Below are 26623 nucleotides of genomic sequence, written 5' to 3'. Positions count from 1 at the left end.
AAGGGGCAGGCTAGCCTGTGGCCCCCTACCCCGCTCGTGCGGCGGGGGCACCGGTTCGAAGCCGGTTACGGGTCAGGCGCGAAGGCCCCACCCTGTGCGCAGGGTGGGGCCTTTTCACGTCTCCGCAGTTCGTGTGCGTTCGTTCCGACCGATTCCGCCGACGCGCTGTCGGCGCCGCCATCCCCAGAAGGTGTTGTGACCAACCAGGCCATACGAAGATCCATCGCAGCCCTCACCCTGACCGGCGCCACCGTCGCGACCGGCCTCGTCCTGCCCTCCGCCGCCCAGGCGGCCGGCTGCGCCTCGCCCAAGCTCACCGGGCTCTCCGCGCCGACCCCCTTCGAGGGCGGCAAGACCGTGGTGTTCCGTGCCGCGCTCGACTGCGCGCCCAGGGCCGAGACCTGGGTGGCGCTCAAGTCCACGTCGGCCGCCGTCGAGGCGCCCGCGCGCATCCGCTTCAAGGCGGGCCGCTCCGTCGTCACCTTCACGGTGCCCACGGCCCTGGTGAAGGCGCCGGTCGACGCGACCGTCAAGGGCACGCTCCGCAGTAGCTCCCGCACGACGCCCGTACGCCTGCTGCCGCAGTGCGCGACGCCGCGCGTGGTCGCCGTCTCGCTCAAGGCCACCGCCGCGTACAGCGGCGACCGGATCCCCGGCGCGGTGCGCCTGGCCTGTGCGCCCTCGCGCGGACCGATCACCGTCTCGCTGTCCAGCGCGCCCATGACCTCGGTGCTCACGCCCAAGGCCGTCGTCGTGCCGGTGGGCAGCAAGTACGGCTACTTCACGGCCGTCGCCGGTGAAGTGCGCGACCTGCGGGACGCCGAGCTGACCGCCAGGACCCCGGGCACGCCGGGCAAGCCCGACTCCCTGGTGACCACGCGGCTCGCGATCAGCCCCGGGCTCATGCACTTCGGCGGCGCCGACGAGGTCGTCGGCGGGCGCGCCTTCAAGATCCGGGCCAGCCTGACGGGCACGGCGCCCGCGAACGGCACGAAGGTCGCGCTGCGCAGCTCCAGCCCGCTGGTGAAGGTGCCCGCGGCGGTGACCGTCTCGCAGGGCAACACCGACGCCACGGTCTCCGTCGAGACGCTGCCCGTCGAACGGGAGACGACGGTCACCGTGACCGGCACGCTCGGCACCGTCACCGAGTCCTTCCGGATCGTCCTCCACCCGCAGGCCTTCGACCCCGGCGCCTGGTCGCTCGACGGGTCGTACGGGCTGCTCGTCGGCGAGAGCGCGGAGTACCGGGTCGCGATCTCGAACCCCGCTCCCGCCGGGGGCCTGAAGGTCGCGCTGCGCGAAGAGCGGGGCGTTTCGTGGGTGCACGTGCCCGCACAGGTCGTGATTCCCGGGGGCGCGAAGTCCGCGACGTTCTCGGTGACCGTGGACCCGAACGCCAAGACCGGGCGGCACGACGGGCCCGTGATCACCGCGGCCGTGCCCGGTGGCGGTGAGCGCACGATCCAGCCGTCGATCCTGCCGCGGCTCCTGAGCGTCACCGGGGCGCCCGCGGTCGTCGAGGGCGGCAAGTCCTTCGACCTGACCGCGACGTACACCTCCGGGTCGGAGCGGGGGCTCTCGCTCAACGTCACCAGCAGCGGGTCCGCCGCGCGGGTGCCCGCCGCGGACGAGTGGGGGACCGTGAACGACCGCGGGGAGGACGGGACGTTCACGTTCTCCGTCGCCACGGAGGTCGTGGCCGTGGACACGCGGGTGAACCTGCTCATCACCTACCCGGGCAAGACGGTCGTCGTGCCGCTGCTCGTGAAGGCGCCGGTCGCCTAGGGGTGGTGGGGTGGGGTGGGGTGCCGTTTCGCCTGCGGCGGGCGGTTCCCCACCCCGCCCCTTCCCGAAACCCTGCCGGGGGCTGGGTGGGGGGTTCTGGGGCGAGCACGCTCGGGTGGGTGGGTTGGTGCGGCGTGTGCCCCACTCTCGCGCAGTTCCCCGCGCCCCTATCGGGGCGCACCTGTGCCGGGCGTGCCTGTGCCGGGCGTGTCTCTGTTGGGCGTGTCTGTTGTTGGGCGCTCTTGTTTTAGCGGCCCGAGATTTTGTCTGCCGCTCTTGCCACTCTGTTCGTCGTCGTTGTCGTCGACGTGGACTCCTTGCGGTCCGCGTAGCGGTACGCCGCGTACATCGTCTGGACTCCCAGCCAGCGCAGCGGCTCCGGTTCCCACTTGCGGACCTTGTGGTTGACCCACGGGAGCGTCGTCAGGTCCGTCGGGCCCGACTGGCCCGAGTCCTGCTGGATCAGGTCGCGCAGCGTCCGCGCCGCGAGGTTCGCCGTGGCGACGCCCGAGCCGACGTAGCCGCCCGCCCAGCCCAGGCCCGTGGAGCGGTCCAGGGTGACCGTGGCGCACCAGTCGCGCGGCACGCCCAGGACGCCCGACCAGGCGTGGGCGATGCCCGTGCCGGCGAGGGCGGGGAAGAAGGCGACCAGGATGTCGCGCAGCGCCTCCACCGTCGCGGCCTGCGTGCGGCCGTCGTTGTCGGTGCGCGAGCCGTAGCGGTACGGGACGCCGCGCCCGCCCAGCGCGATGCGGTCGTCCGCGGTGCGCTGCGCGTACATGTAGGCGTGCGCCATGTCGCCGAGCGTCTCGCGGCCCTCCCAGCCGATCCGCTCCCACAGCTCCGCCGGGATCGGATCGGTGACGACCATCGAGGAGTTCATGGGCAGCCAGGCGCGCTTCTGGCCCTTGAGCGCCGCCGTGAACCCCTCGGTGCAGCGCAGTACGTACGGGGCGCGGACCGTGCCGTACGGCGTGACCGCGTGCTTGGGGCGGATCTCCGTGACCGGCGTCGACTCGTGGATCGTCACGCCCAGCGCCTCGACGGCGTCCGCCAGGCCCTTCGCGAGCTTCGCCGGGTGCAGCCGGGCGCCGTGCGGGGTCCACGCGGAGCCGACCGCGCCCGTGACGCGGATCCGTTCGGCGGTCTCGCGGGCGCCGAACAGGAGGCGGTCGTCCTCGCCGTACGCCAGCTCCGCCTCGTGGAAGGCGCGCAGGCGGGCGAGTTGGGCGGGGGTGCGGGCGACTTCGAGCACGCCGCCCCGGTGCACGTCCGCGTCGATCTCCTCCTCGGCCGCGACCCGGACGACCTCGTCGACCGTGGCGTTCATGGCCCGCTGGAGGCGGGTCGCGGACTCCTTGCCGTGCAGGCGCGCGTAGCGGTCGCGGCCCGCTACGCCGTTGTAGAGCCACCCGCCGTTGCGCCCCGAAGCGCCGTACCCGCAGAACTTCGCCTCCAGCACGGTGATGTTGAGGAAGGGCACGGCCTTCTTCAGGTAGTACGCCGTCCACAGTCCGGTGTAGCCGCCGCCGACGACGCAGACGTCGGCCGAGACGTCGCCTGACAGCGGTTCGCGGGGTGCGGGGGTGCCGTCCTGGGCGTACCAGAAGGAGATTCCGCCGTTGATCGTGCTGGTCATGGGGGTTTTCGTACACCTGAGCCCCCGCGGATGTCCAGGGTCGGGGAAATCGGGATGAGGCGGGGCGCGGACCTTCGTACGATCCGGGGGTGATCGACATTCCGGAAGAACTCGCACGGACTCAGATCGACATCAACGGCGCCGAGGGGCGCGCCTTCGTCGAAGGGCTGCCCGAGCGGGCGGCGCACTTCCTGGACCGGTGGGGCCTGACCGTCACCGGACCCTCCATGCACGGGATGGCCTCGCTGGTGCTGCCCGTGACGCGCACGGCGGACGGGGTCCGTGCCGCGCTCAAGATGCAGATCCGCGACGAGGAGTCCGAGGGGGAGCCCGTCGGACTGCGGATCTGGGACGGGAACGGGATCGTACGGCTCCTGGACGACGACCCGGAGACCGGCACCATGCTGCTGGAGCGGCTGGACGAGAAGCGGCACCTGTCGGCGGTCGCGGACAGCCGGGAGGCCGTACGGATCCTCGCCGAACTGCTGGCCCGGCTGGTCGCCGTTCCGGCGCCCGCGGGGATGCGGACGCTGGGCGACATCGCCGGGCAGATGCTGGCGGACGTGCCGACGGCGCTGAAGTCCGTCGAAGACCCGGAACAGCGGCGCCTGTTGGAGGATTGCGCGGCCGCCGTACGGGAGGTGGTGGGCGAGCCGGGCGACCGGCTGCTCCACTGGGACCTGCACTTCGACAACGTGCTGGCCGCCGAGCGCGAGCCGTGGCTGGCGATCGACCCGAAGCCGCTCGCCGGGGACCCCGGGTTCGACCTGTGGCCCGCGCTCGACAACCGCTTCGAGGCCGGTGAGGTGCTGTGGCGCTTCGACCTGATGACCGAGGTGCTGGGCCTGGACCGGGAGCGGGCGAAGGCGTGGACGCTGGGGCGGCTGCTCCAGAACGCGCTGTGGTGCGTGGAGGACGAGGACGACTTCGAGGAGAGCGAGTTCGAGATCGCCCGACGGCTGCTGGGGCGGCGGGGGTAGCGGGCGCGACGCGGGCCGCGGGTAGCCTGCGCCCATGATCCGTACCGCTACCCCCGCAGACGTGCCCGTGATCCTCGACATGATCCGTGAGCTGGCCGACTACGAGAAGGCGCTGCACGAAGTGCGCGCCACCGACGAGCAGTTGCGCGCCGCGCTCTTCGGCGAGCGGCCCGCCGCGTACGCGCACGTCGCGGAGAACGGGGCGGGCGAGGTCGTCGGGTTCGCGCTGTGGTTCCTCAACTTCTCCACCTGGCGCGGCACGCACGGCATCTACATGGAGGACCTGTACGTACGGCCGGGGAACCGGGGCGGCGGGTACGGCAAGGCGCTCATGGCCGAGCTGGCGCGGATCTGCGTCGAGCGCGGCTACGAGCGCCTGGAGTGGTCCGTACTGAACTGGAACGCGCCGACCATCGACTTCTACAAGGCGCTCGGCGCGGTCGCGCAGGACGAGTGGTCGGTGTACCGGCTCACGGACGGGGCGCTCGCGGAGTTCGGCGGCGCGTAGGGGGCGGCGGTTCGCGGGAGGGCCCGCGGTATACGAGAGGGCGGGCCCGCGGGATGCGAGGGGGCCCGGTCCGGACCCCTGTGCCGGACCGGGCCCCCCGTCCCGCTCAGGGCACCAGCACGACCTTGCCCATCGTGCCCCGGGTCTCCAGCGCGCGGTGCGCGGCGGCCGCGTCCGCGAGGGGGAAGCGCTGCACGGCGGGGCGCGCCCGGCCCGCCGCGAGGTCGTCCAGCGCGCGCAGTTCGAGGTTGCGCACGCTGCCGCCCGCCTTCTCGATCATCACGGGGCCCAGCACCGACTCCGACGTGATGGCGCGCTCGGCCAGCTCCTCGTCCGTGAAGGTCAGCGGCTCGCCGTCGTGCGGGCCCTGCCCCGACCAGCCGAACACCACGTGCTGTCCGCCCACGCCGAGCAGGTCGACGGCCGCGCGCCCGGTGTCGCCGCCGACCGAGTCGAAGACGACCGTGGCGGCGCGCCCGCCCAGGAACGCGCGGACCCGCTCGGGCCAGTCGGGGAGCTTGTAGTCCACGGCGAGGTCGGCGCCGTTCTCCGTCACGCGGGCCACCTTCTCGGGGCCGCCCGCGAGGCCGACGACGGTGGCGCCCGCGTTCTTCGCGTACTGCACGAGGAGGGTGCCGATGCCGCCGGCGGCCGCCGGGACGATCGCCACGGACTCCGGGGTCAGCTCGGTGAACTGGAGGATGCCGAGCGTCGTGCGGCCCGTGCCGATCATGGCGACGGCCTCGCCGGGGTCGACGCCTCCGGGCAGTTCGTGCAGCCGGTCGGCCTCGGTGACGACGAGGGCGGCGTAGCCCCCGGGGTTCATGCCGATGTGCACGACGACGTGCTTGCCGAGCCAGGCGGGGTCGGTGCCGTCGCCGAGCGCGTCGACCGTGCCCGCGACCTCGCGGCCGGGGATCGTGGGCAGCTCGGCGGGGGCGGGGAAGGGGCCCTGCATGCCCTGGCGCAGCGCGGTGTCCAGCAGGTGCACCCCGGCCGCCGCCACGGCTATCCGGACCTGGCCGGGGCCGGGGACGGGGTCGGGGACCTCTTCGTAGGAGAGGTTCTCGGCGGGGCCGAAGGCGTGGAGGCGGATGGCGTGCATGACTGGCTCCCCTGATGTCCGGTGGTTACGGAGATCAGCTTCCGACCTCAAGCGCGCTTGAGGTCAAGCCTCTTCGTGCGGATCGCGAGGGTCGCCGCCTCGATGCCGCTGTTGAAGGACACCTCGGTGAGCAGTCCGGGCGCCGCGACCTGGTCGCCCGCCAGGTAGATCCCGTTGCCCCGGTCGATCGCCGGGCGGTCCCGCCAGGTCGTGCCGACCGGGTCCACCGCGCCCGTACGGCCGTTGCTCACCGACTCCCTGCGCCACACGACGCGCTCGCGCCAGCCAGGGAACCCGGCGTCCAGCAGGCGCTCGGCGCGGGCCGTGCCGTCGGCCTTCGACTCGTCCGGCGCGATCGGGACCTGCCCCTGGACCAGCGACTCGCCCTCCGGCGCGAGCGTCCTGTCCTGGGCGGTGAAGCGCTCGATCCAGCCGGGCGCGTCCAGGTCCGACACGACGAACGGGTCCCCCTTGCGGGTGCGCAGCGCCAGGTCGATCAGCATCGTGCGGCCGCTCGGCCAGGTCAGCGAGGGGTCGTCGAGGATGCGGCGGGCCGCGCTCAGGGTGGTCGCGACGATCACCGGGTGGTCGTCGGGCAGTTCGTCCGGGCCGATCCGGCTGCCCGTCTCGATCCGTACGCCCATGCTCCACGCGTGGTCGGCCATCCGTTCGACGAGGTTGCCCCAGCCGCCGCGCGGGTAGTGCGCCTCGGGCGGGAGGGCGGTGGCGCGGCGGAACCGCTCCTGTACGAAGCGGGCCGAGAGGGAGCCCGGGTCGTGGTGGAAGAGCGCGACGCCGACGTAGTGCGCGGCGGCCCGCGCGCCCTCCGCGCCGACCTGCTCGGTCGCCCAGGTCAGGAAGTCCGTGTCGACGGGCGCGGACTCCGCCGTGCGGCGGGTCAGGCGGAGCATCGCGAAGGGCGGTACGCGGTGCAGGGTGCCGTTCCTGTGCAGCCTCAGCCGCATGCCCTCGGCGGGCGGCAGGGGCGCCATGGGGCCGAGGAGCCCGCGCTGCTTGAGCCAGGTCCAGTGCGGGCCGCCGTTGTAGAGGGCGTGCGGGCCGTCGTTGGTCAGGTACGGGCCGTCGGCGGTACGGGCCCGGCCGCCCAGGGTGCGGTGGGCCTCGTGCACGGTCACTTCCGCGCCGGACTCGGCGGCGGTGATGGCGGCGGTGAGACCGGCGAAGCCGCCGCCGACGACGGTGACGCGGGTGCGGTCCTGGGTGCGGGCGCGGTGCATGGGGTGTCTCCTGCGGGCTCGTGGGGCGGACGGTCGGTGGTTGGTGCGGTGGTTCGTGGCCGGTTTCCGGGTGGTTCACGCATGGGACGGGCGGGGGCCCGGATTTGTGACACGGATGGACTGTCAGTGGCGTACGTCACGATGGGGGCATGGCACAGAAGAAGGCGGTTCCCCCGGTACGGCGGCCGGACGTACGGCTTCCGCCGCTCGTCCCGCACGACGGAGGGCCGCTCGTGCCCGACGGGGACTACGACGGCGTCGAGTTCGCGGGGCTCGACCTGTCGGGGCAGTCGGGACCCGGAGCCCGCTTCCTGGACTGCGCGCTGCGGGAGTGCGCGCTGGACGGGGCTGAGCTGGGGCGGGCCCGGTTCATCGACAGCGTGCTGTCGGGCGTACGGGGCGTGGGCACGGACCTCGCGGAGGCGTCGCTGCGGGACGTGGAGGTGCTGGACGCGCGGCTGGGCGGGGTGCAACTGCACGGCGCGGTGCTGGAGAGGGTCGTGGTGCGCGGCGGCAAGGCGGACTTCCTGAACCTGCGCGGGGCCCGGCTGAAGGACGTGTCGTTCGAGGGGGTGGTGCTGGAGGAGCCGGACTTCGGGGGCGCGGTGCTGGAGCGAGTGGAGTTCCGCGAGTGCGTGCTGCGCCGGGTCGACTTCGCCGGGGCGCGGCTGAAGGACGTGGACCTGCGCGGGGCGGTGGAGGTGGACGTGGCGCGGGGGGTGGACCGGCTGTCGGGGGCGGTGATCAGCACGGGGCAGTTGTGGGAGCTTGCGGGGGTGTTCGCGGCGGAGCTGGGTGTGCGGGTGGAGGAGTCAGGGGCGGGGGGAGGGGGACGGTAGCGGTTGCCCGGGGGCGCTTTTCGCCTGCGGCGGGGCTTGTGGGCTTCCTGGGCCCCGGGGCGGGTGGGTTCGCCCGGCGTGTGCCCCACTCTCGCGCAGTTCCCCGCGCCCCTGAAGGGGCGGACCTGTGCTCGCGCCCGCGCGGCGGAGCCGCACATCGGACACAGTCCCGCGCCCCTGTCGGGGCGCACCTGTGCGCGGCGGGGGCTACGGAATGCGGGGGAACTTTGCCTGGAGGGTCCAGATCACCGGGTTCTCCGCCAGGTCCTCGTGCATGTCGGACAGGTCGGCGAGCAGGTCGTGCAGGAAGTCGCGCGCCTCGCGCCGCAGCACCTGGTGGTTGAAGGTGATGGGCGGCTCGTCGGCCTTCATCCAGTCCGCCTCGATGTCCACCCAGCCGAAGCGGCGCTCGAAGAGCATGCGGTCGCTGGACTCGGTGAAGTCCAGCTCCGCGTACTGGGGGCGGGAGGCGCGGCTGCCCTTGGGGTCCTGGTCGAGCTGCTCGACGATGTCGCAGAGCGCCCAGGCGAAGTCCAGGACGGGCACCCATCCCCAGGCTGTGGACACCTCGTGGTCCTTCTCGGTGTCCGCGAGGTAGACGTCGCCGCAGAAGAGGTCGTGGCGCAGGGCCCGGGTGTCCGCGCGGCGGTAGTCGGTTTGCGGGGGGTCGGGGAAACGGTTGGAGAGGGCGTAGCCGATGTCGAGCACGTAGGGATGGTGTCACGGAGGGGAGGTGCGGTGCGCGGTGCGGGTGGGCTGGTGGGCGGGTGTTCTGGGGCGGGCCCGCTCGCGCCGGGTGGGCACGTGCCGCGTGTGCCCCACTCTCGCGCAGCCCCCGGCACACCACCCCCGTGACCGGGTCACCCCGTCCACCCAGGGGCGCGGGGAACTGCGCGAGCAACCCACCACCGGGCCGCAGGTGCAACGAACCTCCACCCGCCCCGCCTCACCCCAGCAGCCGCTGCTCCTTCGCCACCGCCACCGCTCCCGCCCGCGTGTCCACGCCCAACTTCGCGTAGATCCTGCCCAGGTGCGTCTTCACCGTCGCCTCGCTGATGAACAGCGCCCGCGCGATCTCCCGGTTGCCGAGCCCCTGCGACAGCTGGCCCAGGATGTCGCGTTCGCGGTCCGTGAGCGTCGGCAGCGGCTCGCGCATCCGGGCCATCACCCGGCTCGCGACCGGCGCGGAGAGCGCCGTCCGCCCCTGCGCGGCCGAGCGGATCGCCGCGAACAGCTCCTCGGGCCGCTCGGCCTTCAGGAGGTACCCCGTGGCGCCCGCCTCGATCGCCCGGGTGATGTCGGCGTCCGTGTCGTACGTGGTCAGCACCAGCACGTGCACGCCCGTCGGCGCGATCCGCCGCGTCGCCTCGACGCCGTCGATCCCGGCCCCGAGCTGGAGGTCCATCAGGACCACGTCGGGCCGCAGCTTCGCGGCCAGCGCCACCGCCTCCTCGCCGCTGCCCGCCTCGCCGACCACGTCGATGTCCGGCTCGCTGCCGAGCAGCGCGAGCAGACCGGCGCGCACGACCACGTGGTCGTCGCACAGGAGGATGCGTACGGGAGGTACGGGCTGCGCGGGCGGAACGGACTGCGTCATGAGGTCTCCAAGGGGATCGCGGCGGAGACTACCGTCCCCTCGCCGGGCGCCGATTCCACGGTCAGGGTGCCGCCGAGCTGCTGGACGCGCGCCCGCATCGCGGGCAGGCCGTGGCCCCGTACGCCGGGCCCCGCCGTCGCCTGCGCGAAGCCGCGCCCGTCGTCCGCGACGTCCAGCACCACCTGGTCGTCCAGGTGGGTGAGGGTCACGACGACGGACGCGGCGCCCGCGTGCTCGACGGCGTTGGCCACCGCGCCCTGCGCGATCCGCAGCAGCGCCGACTGGGCGCGGTCGGGCAGCGGCGCCTGCGGGACCCCGTCCTGCTGGAAGCGGACGGACAGCGCTTCGGTCGACTCGCGGGACGCCAGCGCGCGCAGCGCCTGTGCGAGGCCGCCGCCCTCGGCGAGGTCCGCGGGGGCCAGGTCGTGGACGAAGCGGCGGGCCTCGGCGAGGTTGCGCTCGGCGATGGACCCGGCCGTACGGACGTGGCGGCGCGCCGTCCCCGGGTCGGTCTCCCAGAGCCGGTCCGCCGCCTGCAACAGCATCTGCTGGCTGGACAGGCCCTGGGCGAGCGTGTCGTGGATCTCCATGGAGAGCCGCTGCCGCTCGGCCAGCGTGCCCTCCCGCCGCTCGGTCGCCGCCAGTCGCTCCGACTGGCGCCGCATGTGCAGGAAGACGGCGGTCGCGACGGCCGCCACGGCGGGCGGCGCGATGACCAGGTTCGGGTCGAAGCCGTCGGCGAGCTGGAGCTGGGCGGTCACCACGAACGCGGTGAGCAGCACGACCAGCAGCAGCGCGGGGCGCGGGCTGAGCGTCGCCAGGCCCGTGTAGAACAGCGGGACCGCGCACCACGCGAAGCTCGGCGCCATGACGACGAGCACCACCCACGCGGCGACCACCGCGATCAGCCAGACGTGCCGGAAGCGCGGCCGGGGCGTGGGTTCCAGCAGGTAGAGCAGGGACAGCGCGGCGCTCAGGCCGATGATCCAGGGGGTGTGCGGGTCGCCGGGGTGGCGCAGCAGGAAGCGGATCAGGGACGCGCCGAGCAGCAGGAAGAACGCCGCGTGCATGACGGCGGCGAGCCACCGCCCGTCCGGGTCGGCCGGGGTCCGGCCCGCGTCTTCCGTACTCCCCTGCACCCTGCCGCTCCCTCGCGATTTCCGTTCGCACCTGCGCCGAACCGGTGCTGACCTGCACCTATCCCTCCATGGTGACCCGGGCGGACCACCCCCGCATCAACCGATCGGCTGACCGAAGGCAGCCGGTCCGCCGACCGTGGGGCCCCGGTACCGGACCCAGGATGGATCTCAGAGCGAAACGCCCCGGCGCAAGAGCTTCCGGCGCAAGAGCCCCCTGCCGGTGCCCGTCAGCGTCCCGATCCTCCCCAGGAGCCCACCATGAAGAAGACCTCCTTCCGCACCCGTGTCATCACCGGCGCCGTCGCCGCGGCCGCCCTCTCCGCCGGCACCTTCGGCGCGATGTCCGCGAACGCCTCCGCCCCCGCCGCGGCCCCGGCCGCCGCGGTCAAGGCCGACGCCTCGAACCGCAACCTCGTGCAGTCGACGCACCTGACCGTGGCCGCCGCCACCAAGGCCGCCCAGGCCACCCTCGACGCCGCCAAGAAGGAGAACCAGCGCGTCTCCGTGGCCGTCGTCGACCGCAACGGCAACACCATCGTCACCCTGCGCGGCGACGGCGCGGGCCCGCAGTCCCCCGAGTCCGCCGTGAAGAAGGCGTACACCGCCGTCTCCTGGAACGCCCCCACCTCCGAGCTGGTCAAGCGCCTGGAGCAGGCCCCGAACCTGAAGGACATCCCGGGCACCCTCTTCCTCGGCGGCGGCGCCCCGGTCCAGGCCAAGGGCGCCCCGATCGCGGGCATCGGCGTGGCGGGCGCCCCGAGCGGCGACCTGGACGAGAAGTTCGCCCAGGCGGGCGTCGCCTCCCTCAACCGGTAAGCACGCAAGGACAGTACGGACAGTACGGACAGGCACGGAGAGATACGGAGAGGTACGGAGAGACATGATGAGTACGCGTCGCGCCGGAACGCTTCTTCTCGCCGCCCTCCTCCTGTCCGGCTGCGCGACCGGGAACGGCGGCGGGGGCGGCGGTGACAGCGCGGCGGCCGCCTCCGCCGCGCCGTCCAGCCCCGCCCCCGCCCCCACCCCCGATCCCTCCCCTGGCGTGCGGACCCCCGAAGGCACCCTCCTCGTCGCCGACTTCGGCGGCGACACCGTCACCTTCGTCGACCCCGCGCGCGGCCCCCTCGCCTCGGTGCGCGTCGGCACCGCCCCGTACGGCCTGGCCGTCGGCGCGGACGGACGGGCCTGGGTCGCCACGGCCGAGGGCGTCGCGATCGTGGACACCACGACCCGCGAGAACCTGGGCCGCGTCCCGTACGAGACCGGTTCGGGCCCCGCCACGACCGGCGAGTACCGGGGCGGCGGCATGGGCATCGCGCTCTCGCCCGACGGCGGGCGGGCGTACGTCGGGGTCAACGTGCCCGGCGGGAAGGGCGTGCTGGAGGTGATCGACACGGCGTCCCGCCAGGTCACGGACACCGTGCCGGTCGGCCGCCGCCCCTTCGACGTGGACGTCTCGAAGGACGGCCGCGAGGTGTACGCCACGGGCCACGACTCGTACGACGTCACGGCCGTGCGCACCGACACGCTCAAGGGCCGCCGCCTGGTCGTCGCGCCCTACGGCGAGCAGGGCCTCGGCTCCTGGCTGAAGCCGCACTACGCGGTGGTGCGCCCGTCCGACGGCCGTCTGCTGCTGCCCTTCGAGGGCGAGCGGCTCGCGGTCCTCGACCCGGGTACGGGACGCGTCACGATCGAGCGGATGACCGCGGGCGTCCACCAGCACGGCGCCGCCCTCACCGCCGACGGCACGCTGCTCGCGGTCGGCGCGGACGAGGGCGGCGAGGGCTCGCTGACGGTCCGCGCGCCGGACGGCGAGGAGCGCGTGATCGGGCTCGAAGGGCCGCACGAGGACGTGGCGGTCTCGAAGGACGGCCGCACGGCGTACGTCACGGGCGGCTTCACCCGGGACGGCTACTGGAACGGGATCACGGTCGTGGACCTGGAGAGCGGCGACGCACGGCGCCTCGCGGCGGGCGCGCGGCCCCTGGGAATCGCCGTCCTACAGCGGACAAGCGGCCACTCCGCGTGACATTCCGCGCATAGGATCTTTCGTGTGACTCGTCGAACCCTCGTACCCTTCGTCGCGGCCCTCCTCCTGGTCACCGGCTGTACGGGCGGCACCGGCGGCGTCACGGGCAAGCCGGGCGCCGCGGGCCTGCGCGACCCGTACTTCCCGAAGCTGGGCAACGGTGGCTACGACGTACGGCACTACGGCCTGACCCTCGACTACGACCCGGACGGCAACGTGCTGAAGGGCACCGCGCTGATCACCGCGGTCGCCACGCAGGACCTGAGCGCCTTCAACCTCGACCTGGACGGACTGACCGTGCGGGGCGCCGAGGTCGACGGCGCGCGGGCGTCCGTCCAGCGCGCGGGCCGGGAGCTGACGCTGCGTCCGAAGAGGGACGTGCGGAAGGGCCGGACGTTCACCGCGCTCGTACGGTACGAGGGCGAGCCCAAGGCGCTTCCCGACGAGGGCTGGCGCGAAACGTCGAACGGGGCGGTGGCGCTGGGCCAGCCGACCGGGTCGACGACCTGGTTCCCCGGCAACCACCACCCCAGCGACAAGGCCGCGTACGACATCACGGTGACCGTCCCCAACGGGTACACGGCCGTCTCCAACGGCGAGCTGCGCGAGAAGGCGGTGGGGGCGCGGACGACCTCCTTCGTCTGGCACGAACCGGGCCCGATGGCGAGCTACGTGGCGACGGTCGCCGTGGGGAAGTACGCGGTCCAGGAGGGCAGGGCCGCCGGGGTGCCGTACTACACGGCCGTCAACCCCGAGCTTGAGGCCCGCGGGTCCGCGTACCTGGCGAAGCTGCCCGCGGCGATGGAGTGGGGCATCGAGAACTTCGGCCCCTACCCCTTCACCACCACCGGCGCGATCGTGGACGAGGACCCGGACGTCGGGTACGCGCTGGAGACCCAGACGAAGCCGTTCCTCCCGGAGGGCACGGACGAGTCGACGTTCGTCCACGAGCTGGCCCACCAGTGGTTCGGCAACTCCGTCACGCCCAGGACCTGGCGGGACATGTGGCTGAACGAGGGCTTCGCGACGTACGCGGAGTGGCTGTGGGCCGAGGACTTCCACGGCAGGCCGGCGGGGAAGTCCTTCGCGGAGGCGTTCGACGACGAGGACAACTGGGCCTTCCCGCCCGCCGATCCGCCGAACGCCGCCGAGCTCTCCGACCCCCCGGTCTACGCCCGGGGCGCGATGGTCGTCCACCGGCTGCGCGAACTGCTCGGCGATGACGACGCGTTCGGCGCGCTGGTGCGGGGCTGGCTGAAGGAGTACCGGCACGCCAACGCCTCGACCGAGGACTTCACCGACTACGTCGCCGAGCACACCGACGCCTCCGACGAGGAGCTGGACGAGCTGTGGGACACCTGGCTGTACGGCGAGGAGCGCCCCGCCCCGCCAGGGGAGTGACGGGGCGGGGCGCCTCCTCGGGTCAGCGGCGGTGCGTCACTTCACGTTGACCGCGGTCCACGCCGCCGCGACGGTCCGCGCCTCGGTGCCGTCCGCGCCGTACAGGTCGTTCGCCGCCTTCAGGGTCGCCTCGCGGGCGGCCTTGTAGTCGGTGGTCGAGGTCATGTACGCCGACAGCGCCTTGTACCAGATCTTGTACGCCTTCTCCCGGCCGATCCCGGTGACCTCCGAGCCGTCCTTGGTCGGGGAGTCGTACCGCACGCCGTTGATCTCCTTCTGCCCGCTGCCCTCGGCCAGCAGGTAGAAGAAGTGGTTGGCGATGCCGGACGAGTAGTGGACGTCGACGTTCCCGGCGTTCTCGTCCCAGTAGTCCAGCGATTGGCCGTCCTTGCTGGGCTGGTCCATGTACCGCAGCGGCGAGCCGTCGCCGTTGATGTCGATCTCCTCGCCGACCAGGTAGTCGCCGACGTCCTCCTTGTTGTTCGCGAAGAACTCGACGGAGGAGCCGATGATGTCGCTGGTCGCCTCGTTGAGGCCGCCGGACTCGCCCGCGTACTCCAGGTTGGCGGTGGCGGAGGTCAGGCCGTGGGTCATCTCGTGGCCCGCGACGTCGATCGAGGTCAGCGGCTTCTTGTCGCCCTCGCCGTCGCCGTACGTCATGCAGAAGCAGCTGTCGTCCCAGAAGGCGTTGACGTACGCGTTGCCGTAGTGGACCCGGCTGTACGCGGCCCTGCCGTCGCCCGCGATGCCGTTGCGCTGGAGCTCCGACTTGTAGAAGTCCCAGGTCAGCGCGGCGCCGTAGGCGGCGTCCACGCCCGCGGTCTGGGCGTTGGCCGGGGTGCCGTCGCCCCACTTGTCGTCGTCGTCCGTGAAGAGCGTGCCCTTGCCGCTCTGCCCGTGCTTCAGGTCGTACGTGGAGTGGCCGCCGCGCCCGGCGTCGGTGAGCGCGAAGCCGCCGCGCTTGCCCTTCTTGATGCCGGGTGAGGTGCCGAGGGTGACGGTGCCGCTGTACTGGCTGGTGCCCTCGCCGGTCATGACGGCCTCGAAGCGGCGCAGTTCCTTGCCGGTCGCGGCGTCCGTGACGACGTGCAGCTTGCTGGGGGTGCCGTCGTGCTGCGTTCCCGTCTTCACCGTCTCGTACGCGAGGACGGGCTTGCCGTCGCGCGCCCAGACCACCTTGCGGGCCCCGGCGGCGGACGCGGTGGTGCGCGCGGCGGCGGTGGTCGGCGCGACGGTGGTGGTGGGCACGGATATCGGCGCGTCGGTGGCCCTGTCGACGCCCTTGACCCTGCCGTTCTTCGCGGTGTGCGTGACGAGGTCGCCGCCGAGGACGGGCAGGCCGGCGAAGGTGCGCTCGTAGCGGGTGTGGACGGTGCCGTCGGCGTCCTTGACGACGTCGCGGACGACCAGCTCCTCCTTGCCGCCGAGCCCGATGGTCCGGGCGGCGGAGGGGGCCTGCTCCTGGGCGGCGGCGATGGCGGCGGCGCGCGGGGACGCGGCGAGGGGGAGGGCGGAGGCGCCGGTGGGGGCGGCGGCCTGCGCGGTGGCGGCGGTGGTGGCGGGGGTGGTGGCGGTGTCGGGCGCGGCGGTGGCGGTGCTCTGGACGGCCACGGTGACGACCATGGCCGCGGAGGCGATGAGGGCAGCGCTGAGCCGGGTGTTCTTGTGGGGGGTCATGCGGTCTCCAACACTTGTTTCGTGGGGGGTTGTTGGGAACGTTGGTGCGTGCGGGAGACAGTGCCACCGAGGTCGTCGATTGTCAGTGGACGTACAAGTTATTTGACCAGCTCTTGTCCGAGGGGCGGTGCGTGATGTCCGTTATCCGGCGGTCGGCCCGGAAAAGGCCGTCTGGCCTGGACCTTTGAGCGGGTGTCAGGGCCCGGGGAACGGCCGAGGGGCCCCGGTCGGCGAACCGACCGGGGCCCCTCGGGGGGTACTGCTCAGGGGTACCGCTGGTGACGCGCGGCGACTCAGACGCTGACGCCGAAGTCCTGCGCGATGCCCGCGAGGCCGGAGGCGTAGCCCTGGCCCACGGCGCGGAACTTCCACTCCGCGCCGTTGCGGTACAGCTCGCCGAAGACCATGGCGGTCTCGGTGGCGGCGTCCTCGCTCAGGTCGTAGCGCGCGAGCTCGGTGCCGCCGGCCTGGTTGATGATGCGGATGTAGGCGTTCCGCACCTGGCCGAAGTTCTGGCTGCGGTTCTCGGCGTCGTAGATCGAGACCGGGAAGACGATCTTGTCGACGTCGGCCGGGAGGCCCGCCAGGTTGACGTTGATCTGCTCGTCGTCGCCGTCGCCCGCGCCGGTGACGTTGTCACCGGTGTGCACGATGGTCTGGTCCGGCGTCGACTTGTTGTTGAAGAAGACGAAGTGGGCGTCGGAGTAGACCTTGCCCTGCGTGTTCACCGCGATCGCCGAGGCGTCGAGGTCGAAGTCCGTGCCGGTGGTGGTGCGGACGTCCCAGCCGAGGCCCACCGTGACGGCGGTCAGGCCCGGGGCCTCCTTGGTGAGCGAGACGTTGCCGCCCTTGGACAGGCTTACAGCCATGGGAGTCCCTTTCCTCGTTCTCGTGTGTCGGGCTTCGTGCCGTCACGAAGCTACCGTCACCCCTCCTAACGCACGCGGAGGACCCCGGGGTTCCAGGACCCTTTACTTTCTTTACGTTTCCTGTGCGGCCCGGGGCAAAAGGGGATGACGCCGCCCCGGGCGGGCGGGGAACATGGAGGCATGTCCGGTCCCTATGTCATCCGCGGCTCCGTCACCCTTCCGGAGTCCGAACTCACCTGGCGCTTCTCCCGCTCCTCAGGGCCGGGCGGCCAGCACGTCAACACCAGCGACTCCCAGGTGGAACTCCGCTTCGACCTCGCGGCGACCGACGCCCTGCCCCAGGTCTGGAAGGACCGCGCCCTGGAACGCCTCGCCGCCCGCCTGGTGGGAGGCGTGATCGCGGTGCGCGCGTCCGAGCACCGCTCCCAGTGGCGCAACCGCGAAATGGCGGCGGTGCGCCTCGCGTCCCTGCTCGCGGAGGCCACCGCGCCCCCGCCGAAGGCCCGCCGGGCGACGAGGATCCCCCGGGGCATCAACGAACGGCGGCTGCGGGAGAAGAAGCAGCGCGGCGACACGAAGCGCGGCCGCTCGGCCCGCGGCTGGGACTAGCCCGGCCCGCCCCCGACCCGCCGCCACCCCGCCCCCGATTTTGTATGCGACCGCAACAATCCCGGGCAGGTGGACTAGACCTTTCATGGGCGAACGCGCAAACTGTCCCCCGTGAGACACGTCATCGCCCTCGATGTGGGCGGCACCGGCATGAAGGCCGCCCTCGTCGGGTCGGACGGCACCCTGCTCCACGAGGCGCGCCGAGCCACCGGCAGGGAGCGCGGCCCCGAAGCGGTCATCGAGACCATCGTGGACTTCGCCGCGGAGCTCCGCGCGGTGGGGGAGGAGCGGTTCGGCACCGCCGCGGAGGCGGCGGGCGTAGCCGTGCCCGGCATCGTCGACGCCGAGAACGGCATCGCCGTCTACGCCGCGAACCTCGGCTGGCGCGACGTCCCCCTGCGCGACCTCCTCAGCGCGCGCCTCGGCGGCGTCCCCGTGGCCCTCGGCCACGACGTCCGCACGGGCGGCCTCGCCGAGGGCCGGATCGGCGCGGGCAAGGGCGCGGGCCGCTTCCTCTTCGTGCCCCTGGGCACCGGCATCGCGGGCGCCATCGGCATCGAGGGCCGCATCGAGGCCGGCGCGCACGGCTGCGCGGGCGAGATCGGCCACGTCGTCGTCCGCCACGGCGGCACCGAGTGCGGCTGCGGCCAGCGCGGCTGCCTGGAGCGGTACGCCTCCGCCTCCGCCGTCACCCTCGCCTGGGCCGGGGCCAGCGGCGACCCCGACGCGGACGCCGCCGACTGCGCGAAGGCCGTGGAGTCCGGCGACCCCCGGGCCGTGCGCGTGTGGCAGGACGCGGTCGACGCGCTCGCCGACGGACTCGTCATGGCGCTCACCCTGCTGGACCCCGACACGCTGATCATCGGTGGCGGACTCGCCGAAGCCGGGGAAACCTTGTTCACACCGCTGCGGGCCGCGGTCGAGGAGCGGGTCACGTTCCAGAAGCTGCCCACCATCGTCCCCGCGGCCCTCGGGGACACCGCGGGCTGCCTGGGCGCGGGCCTGGTCGCCTGGGACCTCGCGGCGGAGACGAACGGCACCACCGAACCCGTGACCACCGATCCCGCGACCACCGCCCCCGCAACCCCCGACCCCGGCACCACCGATCCCGGAAACGGACACGACACCACGGAGGTACGCGCCTGATGGCCACCAGCAAGGTTCTGTCGGGCGCCCGCGTGGTGCTGCCCACCGGCACGGTCGACGACGGCCGCGTCATCGTCGACGGCACCCGCATCGCCGGCTCCGCCCCCGAGGGCGCCGAGACCGTCGACCTCGCGGGCCACTGGCTCGTCCCCGGCTTCGTGGACATGCACAACCACGGCGGCGGCGGCGCGTCCTTCACCTCGGGCACCGTCGACGAGGTGCTCCAGGGCATCCGCACGCACCGCGAGCACGGCACGACCACCGTCGTGACCTCCCTGGTCACCGGCGACATGGACTTCCTCACGCAGCGCGCGGGCATCCTCTCCGAGCTGGCCGAGCAGGGCGAGACCGCGGGCATCCACTTCGAGGGCCCGTTCATCTCGCCGTGCCGCAAGGGCGCCCACGACGAGACCCTGCTGCGCGACCCCGACCCGGCCGAGGTCCGCAAGCTGATCGACGCGGCGCGCGGCCAGGCCAAGATGGTCACGCTCGCCACGGAGCTGCCCGGCGGCATCGACTCGGTGCGCCTGCTCGCCGAGCACGGCGTGCTCGCCGCGATCGGCCACACCGACGCCACGTACGAGCAGACCGTCGAGGCGATCGACGCGGGCGCCACCGTCGCCACGCACCTCTACAACGCGATGCCCGCCATCGGCCACCGCGCCCCGGGCCCGGTCACCGCCCTCCTGGAGGACGAGCGGATCACCGTCGAGCTGATCAACGACGGCACCCACCTGCACCCCGGCGCCTTCCAGCTCGCGTACCACCACGCGGGCGCCGGCCGCGTCGCGCTGATCACCGACGCGATGGACGCGGCGGGCTTCGGCGACGGGCACTACGACCTGGGCCCGCTCGCGGTCGAGGTCAAGGACGGCGTCGCGCGCCTCGTCGAGGGCGGCTCCATCGCGGGCTCGACCCTCACCCTGGACACCGCGTTCCGGCGGGCCGCGACGATCGACCGGATCCCCGTCGAGTCCATCGTCCAGTCCATCTCCGCCAACCCGGCGAAGCTGCTCGGCGTGTACGACCGGGTGGGCTCGCTGGAGCCCGGCAAGGACGCCGACCTGGTGGTCCTGGACGCGGACTTCGCGCTCAAGGGCGTGATGCGCAAGGGCGAGTGGATCATTAAGCCCCAAGTGGCCTGATTTCGCCCCGAATTACGGCAAGACGGCTGGCCCTGACCCCTGGGCCAGCCGTCTTCTTTTTGGCATGATCGGGCCCCGTAGGCGACCGGGTACCGAGGTGTGCGGGGGTGTGGCGGGTGATCCTCACGGTCACGCTCAACACCGCGCTCGACATCACGTACCGCGTCCCCGCCCTGCTCCCGCACGCCTCGCACCGCGTCGACGAGGTCACCGAGCGCCCCGGCGGCAAGGGCGTCAACGTCGCCCGCGTGCTGGCCGCCCTCGGCCACGAGGTGACCGTCACCGGCTTCGCGGGCGGCGCCACCGGCGCCGTACTGCGCGAACTGCTCGACCCGCTGCCGGTGCGCGACGCGCTCGTCCCGATCGCCGGGACCACCCGGCGCACCCTCGCCATCGCCGACGCGAAGACCGGCGACACGACGCAGCTCAACGAGGCGGGCCCCACGGTCACGCCCACCGAGTGGGCGTCCTTCACGCTCTCCTACGGCGAACTCCTCGCCGACGCCTCCGTGGTGGCCCTCTGCGGCAGCCTCCCGCCCGGCATCCACGTCGCGGCGTACGCGGAGCTGATCCGCCAGGCGCGGGCGGCGGGCGTGCCCGTGCTCCTGGACACCAGCGGCGATCCGCTGCGGCGCGGCATCGCGGCCCGCCCCGACCTGGTCAAGCCGAACGCCGACGAACTCGCCCAGCTCACCGGCTCCCGCGACCCGCAGCGCGCCGCGCGCGACGCGCGGGGGAGGGGCGCGCGGGCGGTGGTCGCCTCGCTCGGCCCCGAGGGACTGCTGGCGACGACCCCGGACGGCACCTGGCAGGCCCGCCCGCCCGCCGCGGTGCGCGGCAACCCCACGGGCGCGGGCGACTCGGCGGTGGCGGGCCTGCTGGCGGGCCTGGTCGCGGACGAGCCGTGGCCGCAGCGGCTGCGGCGGGCGGTGGCGCTGTCGGCGGCGACGGTACTGGCGCCCGTGGCGGGCGAGTTCGACGCGGCGGCGTACGAGGGGCTGCTCTCCCGGGTCGCGGTGACCGAGCATCCGTCACCGCTGTGAGGCAGGGGGTTGCTTCTACGGGCCCCGTCGCCCGGGGCGGGCCGCCTTTCGCCTGCGGCGGGCGAGTCCCCGACCCGCCCCTTCCCGAAAACCCGCCGGTGGCGAGCCCGCTTTCGCGGGGTGAGTACGCGCGGCGTGTGCCCCACCCTCGCGCAGTTCCCCGCGCCCCTAACGGGGCGCGAGCCCCGTAGGGGCGCGGGGAACTGCGCGAGCAAGCCACCACCGGCCCGCCCCGCACCCCCACCCCACCCGCGCCCCGCGAAAAGCACCACCCGCACGGAGTGAAAGGCCCACCATGCCCCTCGTCACCACCGCCGACCTCATATCGACCGCCACCGCCGCCCGCCAGGGCCTCGCCGCGTTCAACGTCATCACCCTCGAACACGCCGAGGCGATAGCCGAGGGCGCGGAAGAGGCCGGCGCCCCCGCCGTGCTCCAGATCTCCGAGAACGCGGTGAGGTTCCACGGCGGCGACCTCACCGCCGTCGCCGCCGCCACCGCCGCGGTCGCCAGGGCCTCGTCCGCGCCCCTCGCCCTCCACCTCGACCACGTCGTCTCGGTCGACCTCCTGGAGCGGGCCCACGCGGCGGGCTTCGGCTCGGTGATGTTCGACGCGTCGAAGCTCCCGTACGGCGACAACGTGAAGGCCACGGCCGAGGCCGTCCGCTGGGGCCACGAGCGCGGCATCTGGATCGAGGCCGAGCTGGGCGAGGTCGGCGGCAAGGAGGGCGAAGCGCCCCTGGACGCCCACGCCCCGGGCGTCCGCACGGACCCCGCGGAGGCCGCCGCCTACGTCGCGGACACGGGGGTGGACGCCCTCGCGGTCGCGGTCGGCTCGTCCCACGCGATGACCGAACGCACCGCGTCCCTGGACCACGGCCTGATCGCCGCCCTGAAGTCCGCGGTCCCCGTCCCCCTGGTCCTGCACGGCTCGTCGGGCGTCCCCGACGAGGAGATCCGCAGGGCGGTCGCCGCGGGCATGGTCAAGATCAACGTGGGTACGGCCCTGAACACCGCGTTCACCACCGCCGTACGCGCCTTCCTGGCCGCCGACCCCACCGCGGTCGACCCCCGCAAGTACCTCGCCCCGGCCCGCACCGCGATGACCGAAACGGTGGCGGGTTTCCTGCGTCTGCTCTGAAACGGGACGGGCCCCCGTTCCCCGGCCGGGGAACGGGGGCCGTCGCCTGCCCGGACGGGCACGGCCTAGCCGTGACCCTTCGTCAGCCAGACCTGGTCCAGGTTGACCTCGCACTGGTCGCCCTGCTCGCAGGAGAGCTTCAGGGTGTTCTGGCCCTTGCTGAGCTTCACGTAGGAGTAGGTCCTCGTCCAGCCCTTGTCCCAGGCGCCGTCGGGGGCGTTCGCGAAGTTCTTCATGTTTATGCCGCGCGGCTGCTCGGAGTTGACCGTCAGGGACGTCTTCGCGTCCTTGCCGGGCACGCCGTAGGTCACGTGCAGCGTGTAGTCGCCGTCCTCGGGTGCGTCGAAGGTCCACGAGGCCGACGCGCCGACCGAGTTGAAGCCGCCGACGTAGGCGCCGTCCGCGCCCTTCGCGCCCGTGATGTCGCGGGCGAGCGCCGCGGTGCCGCCCAGCTTCAGGGTCGCCGCGTCCTGCCTGGGCAGCTCCGCGGGCTCTTCCTTCTTCTTGTCGGACGAGGACGGGGCGGGCTTCGGGGACTCCTTGACCTCGGTGCCCGCCGAGGACTTCGTCTCGTCCTTCTTGTCCTTGTTCTTGTTGCTGTTGTTGATCAGGGCCACGCTGATGCCGATCACCACGACCGCGACCACCGCGACCGCGCCGATCAGCAGGCCCTTGGTGTTGGGGCCGCCGCCGCGCGGGGCCGGTGCCTGACGGGCGGGCTGCTGGCCGCCGTAGGTCTCGGGCGCCGCGTACTGCGCGGTGGGCTGCCCGTACCCCTGCTGGCCCTGCTGTCCGTACGCCTGCTGGCCCTGCGGCCCGTATCCCTGCTGGGACGGGAGCTGGGCGTGCGGCTGGTGGTGGCCGTACTGCCGCTCACCGACCGTGCGGACCTGGTTGTACGAGGTCCTGGGCACTCCGGGCTGCTGCTGGCCGCCGCCGACCGGGCCGGGGTAGCCGTAGCCGCCACCGCCCTGGGGCGGCTGGGCGCCCGCCGCCTGTCCGTCCGCGTACAGATAGCCGAACGGATCATCGTCCTCAGGCGTGCTCGCGCCGTTGCTTCCGTTGTTACCGGGGCCTCCGGCCGTCATCCTGGGTCACTCCTCACCATGGCTCGCCAGCCGTCGCCGACCGGGCTGAGCCTACCCCGAACGCCTCAGCCCGCCCGGCGGTGCACCTTCGACCTGGAACGCTTCTCGACGTACATGCGCTGGTCGGCGGAGCTGAGCACCTCGTCGACCGACATCCCGCAACTGGCCCAGCCGATGCCGAAACTGGCCCCGACCCGGACCACCCTGCCGTCGACCCGCAGCGGCGGGATGATCGCGTTCCGCAGGCGTACCGCCAGGTCAGCGGCGTCCGCAGTGCCGAGGCCGTCGGCCAGGACCACGAACTCGTCGCCGCCGAGCCGGGCGACCGTGTCCCCGTCGCGCACCCCGGCCGTGAGCCGCCGGGCGACCTCGGCGAGGACGCCGTCCCCGGTGTGGTGCCCGAACCTGTCGTTGATCGACTTGAAACCGTCGAGGTCGCAGAAGAGCACCGCGAGGCCCTTCGCGCCCTCCTCGGCGCCGACCTCGTCCGGCGCGACCGTGTGCACGTGGTGGTCGTAGCCGCCCGCCGGGTCGTGGCCGTAGTCGTGCCGCTGGCCGTCCTGGCCCTCGTACGCCCCGCCCTCGTACGCCGCGTCCAGCGCCTCCACCGGGGTCGCCGTCACCGAGTGCGGCCGCTCGCAGAGCCGGGCGCTGAGGCGGGCGCGCAGCTCGGCGTTGTTGGGCAGTCCGGTGAGCGCGTCGTGCGAGGCGCGGTGCGCGAGCTGGAGCTCGTGGCGCTTGCGCTCCTCGATGTCCTCGACGTGCGTGAGCAGGAAGCGGGGGCCGTCGGTGGTGTCGGCGACGACGGAGTTGCGCAGGTTGACCCAGACGTACGTGCCGTCGCGCCGCCCGAGCCGCAGCTCGGCGCGCCCGCCCTCGGCGGAGGTGCGCAGCAGGGTGCCGATGTCCTCGGGGTGGACGAGGTCCGCGAAGGAGTAGCGGCGCATCACGGACGCGGGGCGGCCCAGCAGGCGACAGAGCGCGTCGTTGGTGCGCAGCAGGCGGCCGTGCTGGTCGCCGCCCATCTCGGCGATGGCCATGCCGGACGGGGCGTACTCGAAGGCCTGCCGGAACGACTCCTCGGAGGCGCGCAGGGCCTGCTGCTCGCGCTCCAGGCGGACCAGTGCACGCTGCATGTTTGCTCGCAGACGCGCGTTGCTGATCGCAATCGCGGCCTGGGAGGCGTACATCTGGAGCGCCTCGCGGCCCCACGCGCCGGGTTTGCGGCCGCCGCGCGGGCGGTCGACGGAGATCACGCCCAGCAGCTCGGGGCCGCGGCCGCCGGAGGTGTACATGGGGGCGTAGAGGCGGTCGGCCGGGTGCCACTCGTCCTCGAAGCGCGGTTCGGGGCCCTCGGTGTGCCACTGCGGGACGTCGTCGTCGTTGAGGACCCAGCCGTCGGTGTGCGGGATGTACCGCAGGTCGCCCCAGCTCTCGCCCATGACGAGCCGCCGCTCCCAGGACGCGCGGGAGCCGACCCGGCCGGAGATCAGGGCCTCGGCGGTCTCGTTGCCCGCGAAGGCGGCGACGACGAGGTCGCCGTCAGGCCTGACGAGGTTGACGCAGGCCAGCTCGTACCCGAGGCCGGTGACGATGCCGTCGGCCACGGTCTGCAGCGTGTCCGCGAGACTGCGGGCAGTGTTGAGGTCGGCTACGACCTGGTGCAGCTGCCGCAGGGTCGCAAGACGGACGTACGGCTCCGACTCGGCCTCCATTGCTCGCACTCCCCGAGACCTCGACAGCAACTCCAGTTTTGATATCGGTGTTCTTGTTGCAGTGTCCCCGCCACTGAATCACAGCGAGCTGTCCACTCGGTACACAGGGTCAACAAATACCTCCCTCTGTGACTCAAGTCACAACTCAGGGTGAGGAGTTGGAAACGGTGCGTGGGAGCGCTCCCCGCGGCGGCCCGATGTGTTGTGAACGCAAAGCGGCAAAGGAGGGCCGTCGGCGGAGGTCCTAGGACCCGGTTGGTCCCCTGGTCCGATGTGCCCCGCGGGCGGCCGGGGCTAGCTTGTGCGACGTGCCGCAGACGACCACCGCCTCCGTGTCCACCGGAATCCCCCATCCTGATGGGGTGAGCAACGACGAGTTCCGCGCCGCCATGTCCCGGCTGGCGGCGGGTGTGGTGCTGGTGACCGCGCACTCCCCGGACGAGGGGCCGTACGGCGAGGACGTCGGCATGACCGCGACCGCCTTCATGTCGGTGTCCCTGGACCCGCCCCTGGTGCTGGTGAGCCTGCGGAACGGCTCGCGCATGGACGACCTGCTGGACGAGCAGCCGCTGTGGGCGGTCTCGGTGCTGTCCGAGAGCCAGCGGCACATCGCGGGGCGCTTCGCGATGAAGGGGCGCGTGAGCGACCGGCTGCTGTTCGAGGACATTCCCTACGTACGGGGCGAGGTGAGCGGCGCGCCGCTGGCGGGGGGCGCGCTGGCGAACCTGGAGTGCAGGACGCAGGAGCGGGTGGCGGCGGGGGACCACACGCTCGTGATCGGCCGGGTGCTCGGGGTGCGGCTGCCGCAGGACGGGGACGGCGGCCCGCTCACCTACTTCCGGGGCCGGTACCGGCAGCTGGGGTAGGCCCTGGGCCCCTCGCGGGGGCCCGGGGCTCCGCCCGGTCAGGAGAGGATCACGCTGCGCGTCAGGTTCTTCGGGCGGTCCGGGTCGTAGCCCCGCTCCTCCGCCACCGCCACGGCGAGCCGCTGCGCCCGTACGAGGTCCGCCATCGGGTCCGCGCCCTCCAGGGCGACGAGCGTCCCGCCCACCCCCGCGACGTCCGCCGCCATCCCCTCGGGCACCTCGCCGAACACCCACGCCACCCGCCCCGGGCCGGTGATCGAGATCGGGCCGTGGCGGTACTCCATCGCCGGGTACGACTCCGTCCACGCCCCCGCGGCCTCGCGCATCTTCAGACCGGCCTCCTGGGCCAGCCCGTACGTCCAGCCGCGCCCCAGGAACGTCCACTGCTCGGCCGTGAGCGCCGCCTCGGGCAGCGCCTGGGCGATCGCCGCCTCCGCGTCCACCGCCGCGTCCGCCACCGACTTCACGCCGGGGACCTCCCCGAGGCCCGCCCGCAGGAACGCCAGCGCGGTCGTCGCGAACCGGGTCTGGACCACCGACTCCTCGTCCGCCCAGTCGAGCACCGCGACCGCGTCGGCCGCCTCCATGACGGGCGTCTTCGGGTCGCCGGTCAGCGCGACGGTGGGGACCGTGCCCTTCAGCGCGCGGAGCAGGTCGAGCACCTCCGTCGTCGTACCTGACCTGGTGATGGCGACCACCCGGTCGTACCGCCGCCCGAGCGGGAACTCCGACGAGGCGAACGCGTCCGTCTCGCCCTGCCCCGCGGCCTCGCGCAGGGCCGCGTACGCCAGGGCCATGAACCACGAGGTGCCGCACCCGGTGACGGCGACCCGCTCACCGGCCCGGGGCAGTCCGTCGAACTCGGCGGCGTACTCGGCGGCGCGGCGCCAGCAGGCGGGCTGGGTGGCTATCTCTTCTGCGGTACGGGACATGCCGTGCGACTCCTCGGGCGGTGCTGGCGGATCTCGGAACGGGTTCAGGACGTGGATAACAGCCCCTTCGGCGCCGCCGCAATGGACTTCCCCGCGCGGCACATGGACCTTGCGGAGCCGTCCGGGACCAGG

General features: G+C 73.2%; 24 protein-coding genes. 13 read left to right on the top strand and 11 right to left on the bottom strand.

Features of this window, described 5'->3' with window-relative positions:
- The first annotated feature begins 195 nt into the window (after positions 1 to 195).
- A complete protein-coding gene (locus tag ACIBNE_RS08340; protein ID WP_399270673.1) occupies positions 196 to 1785 on the top strand; it encodes a hypothetical protein in 1590 nt (529 codons plus the stop codon).
- Between the two features lie 247 nt (positions 1786 to 2032).
- On the opposite strand, the gene ACIBNE_RS08335 is transcribed toward ACIBNE_RS08340, so the two are convergent.
- The gene (locus ACIBNE_RS08335) at positions 2033 to 3424 is read right to left on the bottom strand and encodes an NAD(P)/FAD-dependent oxidoreductase (protein ID WP_399270672.1); all 1392 of its coding nucleotides are present in this window, start codon (positions 3422 to 3424) and stop codon (positions 2033 to 2035) included.
- A gap of 89 nt (positions 3425 to 3513) precedes the next feature.
- Between ACIBNE_RS08335 and ACIBNE_RS08330 the strand changes: the two genes are divergently transcribed.
- A complete protein-coding gene (locus tag ACIBNE_RS08330) occupies positions 3514 to 4404 on the top strand; it encodes an aminoglycoside phosphotransferase family protein (RefSeq protein ID WP_399270671.1) in 891 nt (296 codons plus the stop codon).
- Between the two features lie 34 nt (positions 4405 to 4438).
- Complete coding sequence (locus tag ACIBNE_RS08325; RefSeq protein WP_399270670.1) at positions 4439 to 4912, top strand: GNAT family N-acetyltransferase; 474 nt, start codon at positions 4439 to 4441, stop codon at positions 4910 to 4912.
- A gap of 106 nt (positions 4913 to 5018) precedes the next feature.
- Here ACIBNE_RS08325 and ACIBNE_RS08320 read toward each other — a convergent pair whose 3' ends face one another.
- Together ACIBNE_RS08320 and ACIBNE_RS08315 are read right to left on the bottom strand one after the other, a co-directional pair.
- Complete coding sequence (locus ACIBNE_RS08320) at positions 5019 to 6017, bottom strand: zinc-binding dehydrogenase (protein ID WP_399270669.1); 999 nt, start codon at positions 6015 to 6017, stop codon at positions 5019 to 5021.
- A 47-nt stretch (positions 6018 to 6064) separates the two neighbouring features.
- The gene (locus tag ACIBNE_RS08315; RefSeq protein ID WP_399270668.1) at positions 6065 to 7255 is read right to left on the bottom strand and encodes an NAD(P)-binding protein; all 1191 of its coding nucleotides are present in this window, start codon (positions 7253 to 7255) and stop codon (positions 6065 to 6067) included.
- Between the two features lie 149 nt (positions 7256 to 7404).
- Between ACIBNE_RS08315 and ACIBNE_RS08310 the strand changes: the two genes are divergently transcribed.
- The gene (locus ACIBNE_RS08310; RefSeq protein WP_399270667.1) at positions 7405 to 8094 is read left to right on the top strand and encodes a pentapeptide repeat-containing protein; all 690 of its coding nucleotides are present in this window, start codon (positions 7405 to 7407) and stop codon (positions 8092 to 8094) included.
- Between the two features lie 207 nt (positions 8095 to 8301).
- On the opposite strand, the gene ACIBNE_RS08305 is transcribed toward ACIBNE_RS08310, so the two are convergent.
- The 3 genes from ACIBNE_RS08305 to ACIBNE_RS08295 all read right to left on the bottom strand — a co-directional run bounded on the left by ACIBNE_RS08305 (position 8302) and on the right by ACIBNE_RS08295 (position 10830).
- Positions 8302 to 8802, bottom strand: a complete 501-nt coding sequence (locus ACIBNE_RS08305) for a hypothetical protein (RefSeq protein ID WP_399270666.1) — start codon at positions 8800 to 8802, stop codon at positions 8302 to 8304.
- 238 nt (positions 8803 to 9040) lie between these two features.
- Entirely contained in the window at positions 9041 to 9691 is a 651-nt protein-coding gene (locus ACIBNE_RS08300; RefSeq protein ID WP_399270665.1) for a response regulator, read from the bottom strand.
- Positions 9688 to 10830: a sensor histidine kinase gene (locus ACIBNE_RS08295; protein ID WP_399270664.1), complete on the bottom strand. Its 1143-nt coding sequence runs from the start codon at positions 10828 to 10830 to the stop codon at positions 9688 to 9690. The genes ACIBNE_RS08300 and ACIBNE_RS08295 overlap by 4 nt, the downstream gene beginning before the upstream one ends.
- 258 nt (positions 10831 to 11088) lie before the next feature.
- On the opposite strand from ACIBNE_RS08295, the gene ACIBNE_RS08290 reads away from it, so the two are divergent.
- The 3 genes from ACIBNE_RS08290 to ACIBNE_RS08280 all read left to right on the top strand — a co-directional run bounded on the left by ACIBNE_RS08290 (position 11089) and on the right by ACIBNE_RS08280 (position 14260).
- Positions 11089 to 11646, top strand: a complete 558-nt coding sequence (locus ACIBNE_RS08290) for a heme-binding protein (protein ID WP_399270663.1) — start codon at positions 11089 to 11091, stop codon at positions 11644 to 11646.
- Positions 11647 to 11713: 67 nt separating this feature from the next.
- A complete protein-coding gene (locus tag ACIBNE_RS08285; protein ID WP_399270662.1) occupies positions 11714 to 12859 on the top strand; it encodes a hypothetical protein in 1146 nt (381 codons plus the stop codon).
- Positions 12860 to 12883: 24 nt separating this feature from the next.
- Positions 12884 to 14260 carry a M1 family metallopeptidase gene (locus tag ACIBNE_RS08280; RefSeq protein WP_399270661.1) on the top strand — a complete coding sequence of 459 codons (1377 nt, stop codon included), beginning with the start codon at positions 12884 to 12886 and terminating at the stop codon, positions 14258 to 14260.
- 36 nt (positions 14261 to 14296) lie between these two features.
- Here ACIBNE_RS08280 and ACIBNE_RS08275 read toward each other — a convergent pair whose 3' ends face one another.
- Together ACIBNE_RS08275 and ACIBNE_RS08270 are read right to left on the bottom strand one after the other, a co-directional pair.
- Entirely contained in the window at positions 14297 to 15937 is a 1641-nt protein-coding gene (locus ACIBNE_RS08275) for a M4 family metallopeptidase (RefSeq protein WP_399270660.1), read from the bottom strand.
- Positions 15938 to 16230: 293 nt separating this feature from the next.
- Entirely contained in the window at positions 16231 to 16806 is a 576-nt protein-coding gene (locus tag ACIBNE_RS08270) for a TerD family protein (protein WP_399270659.1), read from the bottom strand.
- Between the two features lie 180 nt (positions 16807 to 16986).
- Between ACIBNE_RS08270 and arfB the strand changes: the two genes are divergently transcribed.
- From arfB to ACIBNE_RS08245, 5 genes are all read left to right on the top strand, one after another.
- Positions 16987 to 17415 carry an alternative ribosome rescue aminoacyl-tRNA hydrolase ArfB gene (arfB, locus tag ACIBNE_RS08265; RefSeq protein ID WP_399270658.1) on the top strand — a complete coding sequence of 143 codons (429 nt, stop codon included), beginning with the start codon at positions 16987 to 16989 and terminating at the stop codon, positions 17413 to 17415.
- A gap of 111 nt (positions 17416 to 17526) precedes the next feature.
- Positions 17527 to 18561 carry an ROK family protein gene (locus ACIBNE_RS08260; RefSeq protein ID WP_399270657.1) on the top strand — a complete coding sequence of 345 codons (1035 nt, stop codon included), beginning with the start codon at positions 17527 to 17529 and terminating at the stop codon, positions 18559 to 18561.
- Complete coding sequence (nagA, locus tag ACIBNE_RS08255; protein ID WP_399270656.1) at positions 18561 to 19706, top strand: N-acetylglucosamine-6-phosphate deacetylase; 1146 nt, start codon at positions 18561 to 18563, stop codon at positions 19704 to 19706. The genes ACIBNE_RS08260 and nagA overlap by 1 nt, the downstream gene beginning before the upstream one ends.
- Positions 19707 to 19822: 116 nt before the next feature.
- The gene (locus ACIBNE_RS08250; protein ID WP_399270655.1) at positions 19823 to 20749 is read left to right on the top strand and encodes a 1-phosphofructokinase family hexose kinase; all 927 of its coding nucleotides are present in this window, start codon (positions 19823 to 19825) and stop codon (positions 20747 to 20749) included.
- 295 nt (positions 20750 to 21044) lie between these two features.
- Positions 21045 to 21890 (top strand): ketose-bisphosphate aldolase, encoded by an 846-nt coding sequence (locus tag ACIBNE_RS08245; RefSeq protein ID WP_399270654.1) that lies wholly within the window; start codon positions 21045 to 21047, stop codon positions 21888 to 21890.
- 65 nt (positions 21891 to 21955) lie between these two features.
- Here ACIBNE_RS08245 and ACIBNE_RS08240 read toward each other — a convergent pair whose 3' ends face one another.
- Together ACIBNE_RS08240 and cdgB are read right to left on the bottom strand one after the other, a co-directional pair.
- Positions 21956 to 22978 carry a carbohydrate-binding protein gene (locus ACIBNE_RS08240; RefSeq protein WP_399270653.1) on the bottom strand — a complete coding sequence of 341 codons (1023 nt, stop codon included), beginning with the start codon at positions 22976 to 22978 and terminating at the stop codon, positions 21956 to 21958.
- A gap of 65 nt (positions 22979 to 23043) precedes the next feature.
- Positions 23044 to 24693 (bottom strand): diguanylate cyclase CdgB, encoded by a 1650-nt coding sequence (gene cdgB / locus ACIBNE_RS08235; protein WP_399270652.1) that lies wholly within the window; start codon positions 24691 to 24693, stop codon positions 23044 to 23046.
- A gap of 308 nt (positions 24694 to 25001) precedes the next feature.
- Between cdgB and ACIBNE_RS08230 the strand changes: the two genes are divergently transcribed.
- Entirely contained in the window at positions 25002 to 25559 is a 558-nt protein-coding gene (locus ACIBNE_RS08230; protein WP_399270651.1) for a flavin reductase family protein, read from the top strand.
- Positions 25560 to 25597: 38 nt separating this feature from the next.
- On the opposite strand, the gene ACIBNE_RS08225 is transcribed toward ACIBNE_RS08230, so the two are convergent.
- Positions 25598 to 26491, bottom strand: coding sequence for an SIS domain-containing protein (locus ACIBNE_RS08225; RefSeq protein WP_399270650.1), 894 nt, complete (start codon positions 26489 to 26491; stop codon positions 25598 to 25600).
- Between the last annotated feature and the right edge of the window lie 132 nt (positions 26492 to 26623).

It is taken from the genome of Streptomyces sp. NPDC050504, assembly GCF_044458065.1.
Lineage (GTDB): Bacteria > Actinomycetota > Actinomycetes > Streptomycetales > Streptomycetaceae > Streptomyces.
The sequence above is the reverse complement of the archived record's forward strand: the minus strand, read 5'-3'. Positions and strand labels throughout refer to the sequence as shown.

Excerpts from the sequence above, each read along its gene's own strand:
- ACIBNE_RS08335 (WP_399270672.1), bottom strand. The coding sequence starts at position 3,424 with ATGACCAGCACGATCAACGGCGGAATCTCCTTCTGGTACGCCCAGGAC.
- ACIBNE_RS08325 (WP_399270670.1), top strand. The coding sequence starts at position 4,439 with ATGATCCGTACCGCTACCCCCGCAGACGTGCCCGTGATCCTCGACATG.
- ACIBNE_RS08320 (WP_399270669.1), bottom strand. The coding sequence starts at position 6,017 with ATGCACGCCATCCGCCTCCACGCCTTCGGCCCCGCCGAGAACCTCTCC.
- ACIBNE_RS08315 (WP_399270668.1), bottom strand. The coding sequence starts at position 7,255 with ATGCACCGCGCCCGCACCCAGGACCGCACCCGCGTCACCGTCGTCGGC.
- ACIBNE_RS08310 (WP_399270667.1), top strand. The coding sequence starts at position 7,405 with ATGGCACAGAAGAAGGCGGTTCCCCCGGTACGGCGGCCGGACGTACGG.
- ACIBNE_RS08300 (WP_399270665.1), bottom strand. The coding sequence starts at position 9,691 with ATGACGCAGTCCGTTCCGCCCGCGCAGCCCGTACCTCCCGTACGCATC.
- ACIBNE_RS08290 (WP_399270663.1), top strand. The coding sequence starts at position 11,089 with ATGAAGAAGACCTCCTTCCGCACCCGTGTCATCACCGGCGCCGTCGCC.
- ACIBNE_RS08285 (WP_399270662.1), top strand. The coding sequence starts at position 11,714 with ATGAGTACGCGTCGCGCCGGAACGCTTCTTCTCGCCGCCCTCCTCCTG.
- ACIBNE_RS08275 (WP_399270660.1), bottom strand. The coding sequence starts at position 15,937 with ATGACCCCCCACAAGAACACCCGGCTCAGCGCTGCCCTCATCGCCTCC.
- ACIBNE_RS08270 (WP_399270659.1), bottom strand. The coding sequence starts at position 16,806 with ATGGCTGTAAGCCTGTCCAAGGGCGGCAACGTCTCGCTCACCAAGGAG.
- arfB (WP_399270658.1), top strand. The coding sequence starts at position 16,987 with ATGTCCGGTCCCTATGTCATCCGCGGCTCCGTCACCCTTCCGGAGTCC.
- nagA (WP_399270656.1), top strand. The coding sequence starts at position 18,561 with ATGGCCACCAGCAAGGTTCTGTCGGGCGCCCGCGTGGTGCTGCCCACC.
- ACIBNE_RS08245 (WP_399270654.1), top strand. The coding sequence starts at position 21,045 with ATGCCCCTCGTCACCACCGCCGACCTCATATCGACCGCCACCGCCGCC.
- ACIBNE_RS08240 (WP_399270653.1), bottom strand. The coding sequence starts at position 22,978 with ATGACGGCCGGAGGCCCCGGTAACAACGGAAGCAACGGCGCGAGCACG.
- cdgB (WP_399270652.1), bottom strand. The coding sequence starts at position 24,693 with ATGGAGGCCGAGTCGGAGCCGTACGTCCGTCTTGCGACCCTGCGGCAG.
- ACIBNE_RS08225 (WP_399270650.1), bottom strand. The coding sequence starts at position 26,491 with ATGTCCCGTACCGCAGAAGAGATAGCCACCCAGCCCGCCTGCTGGCGC.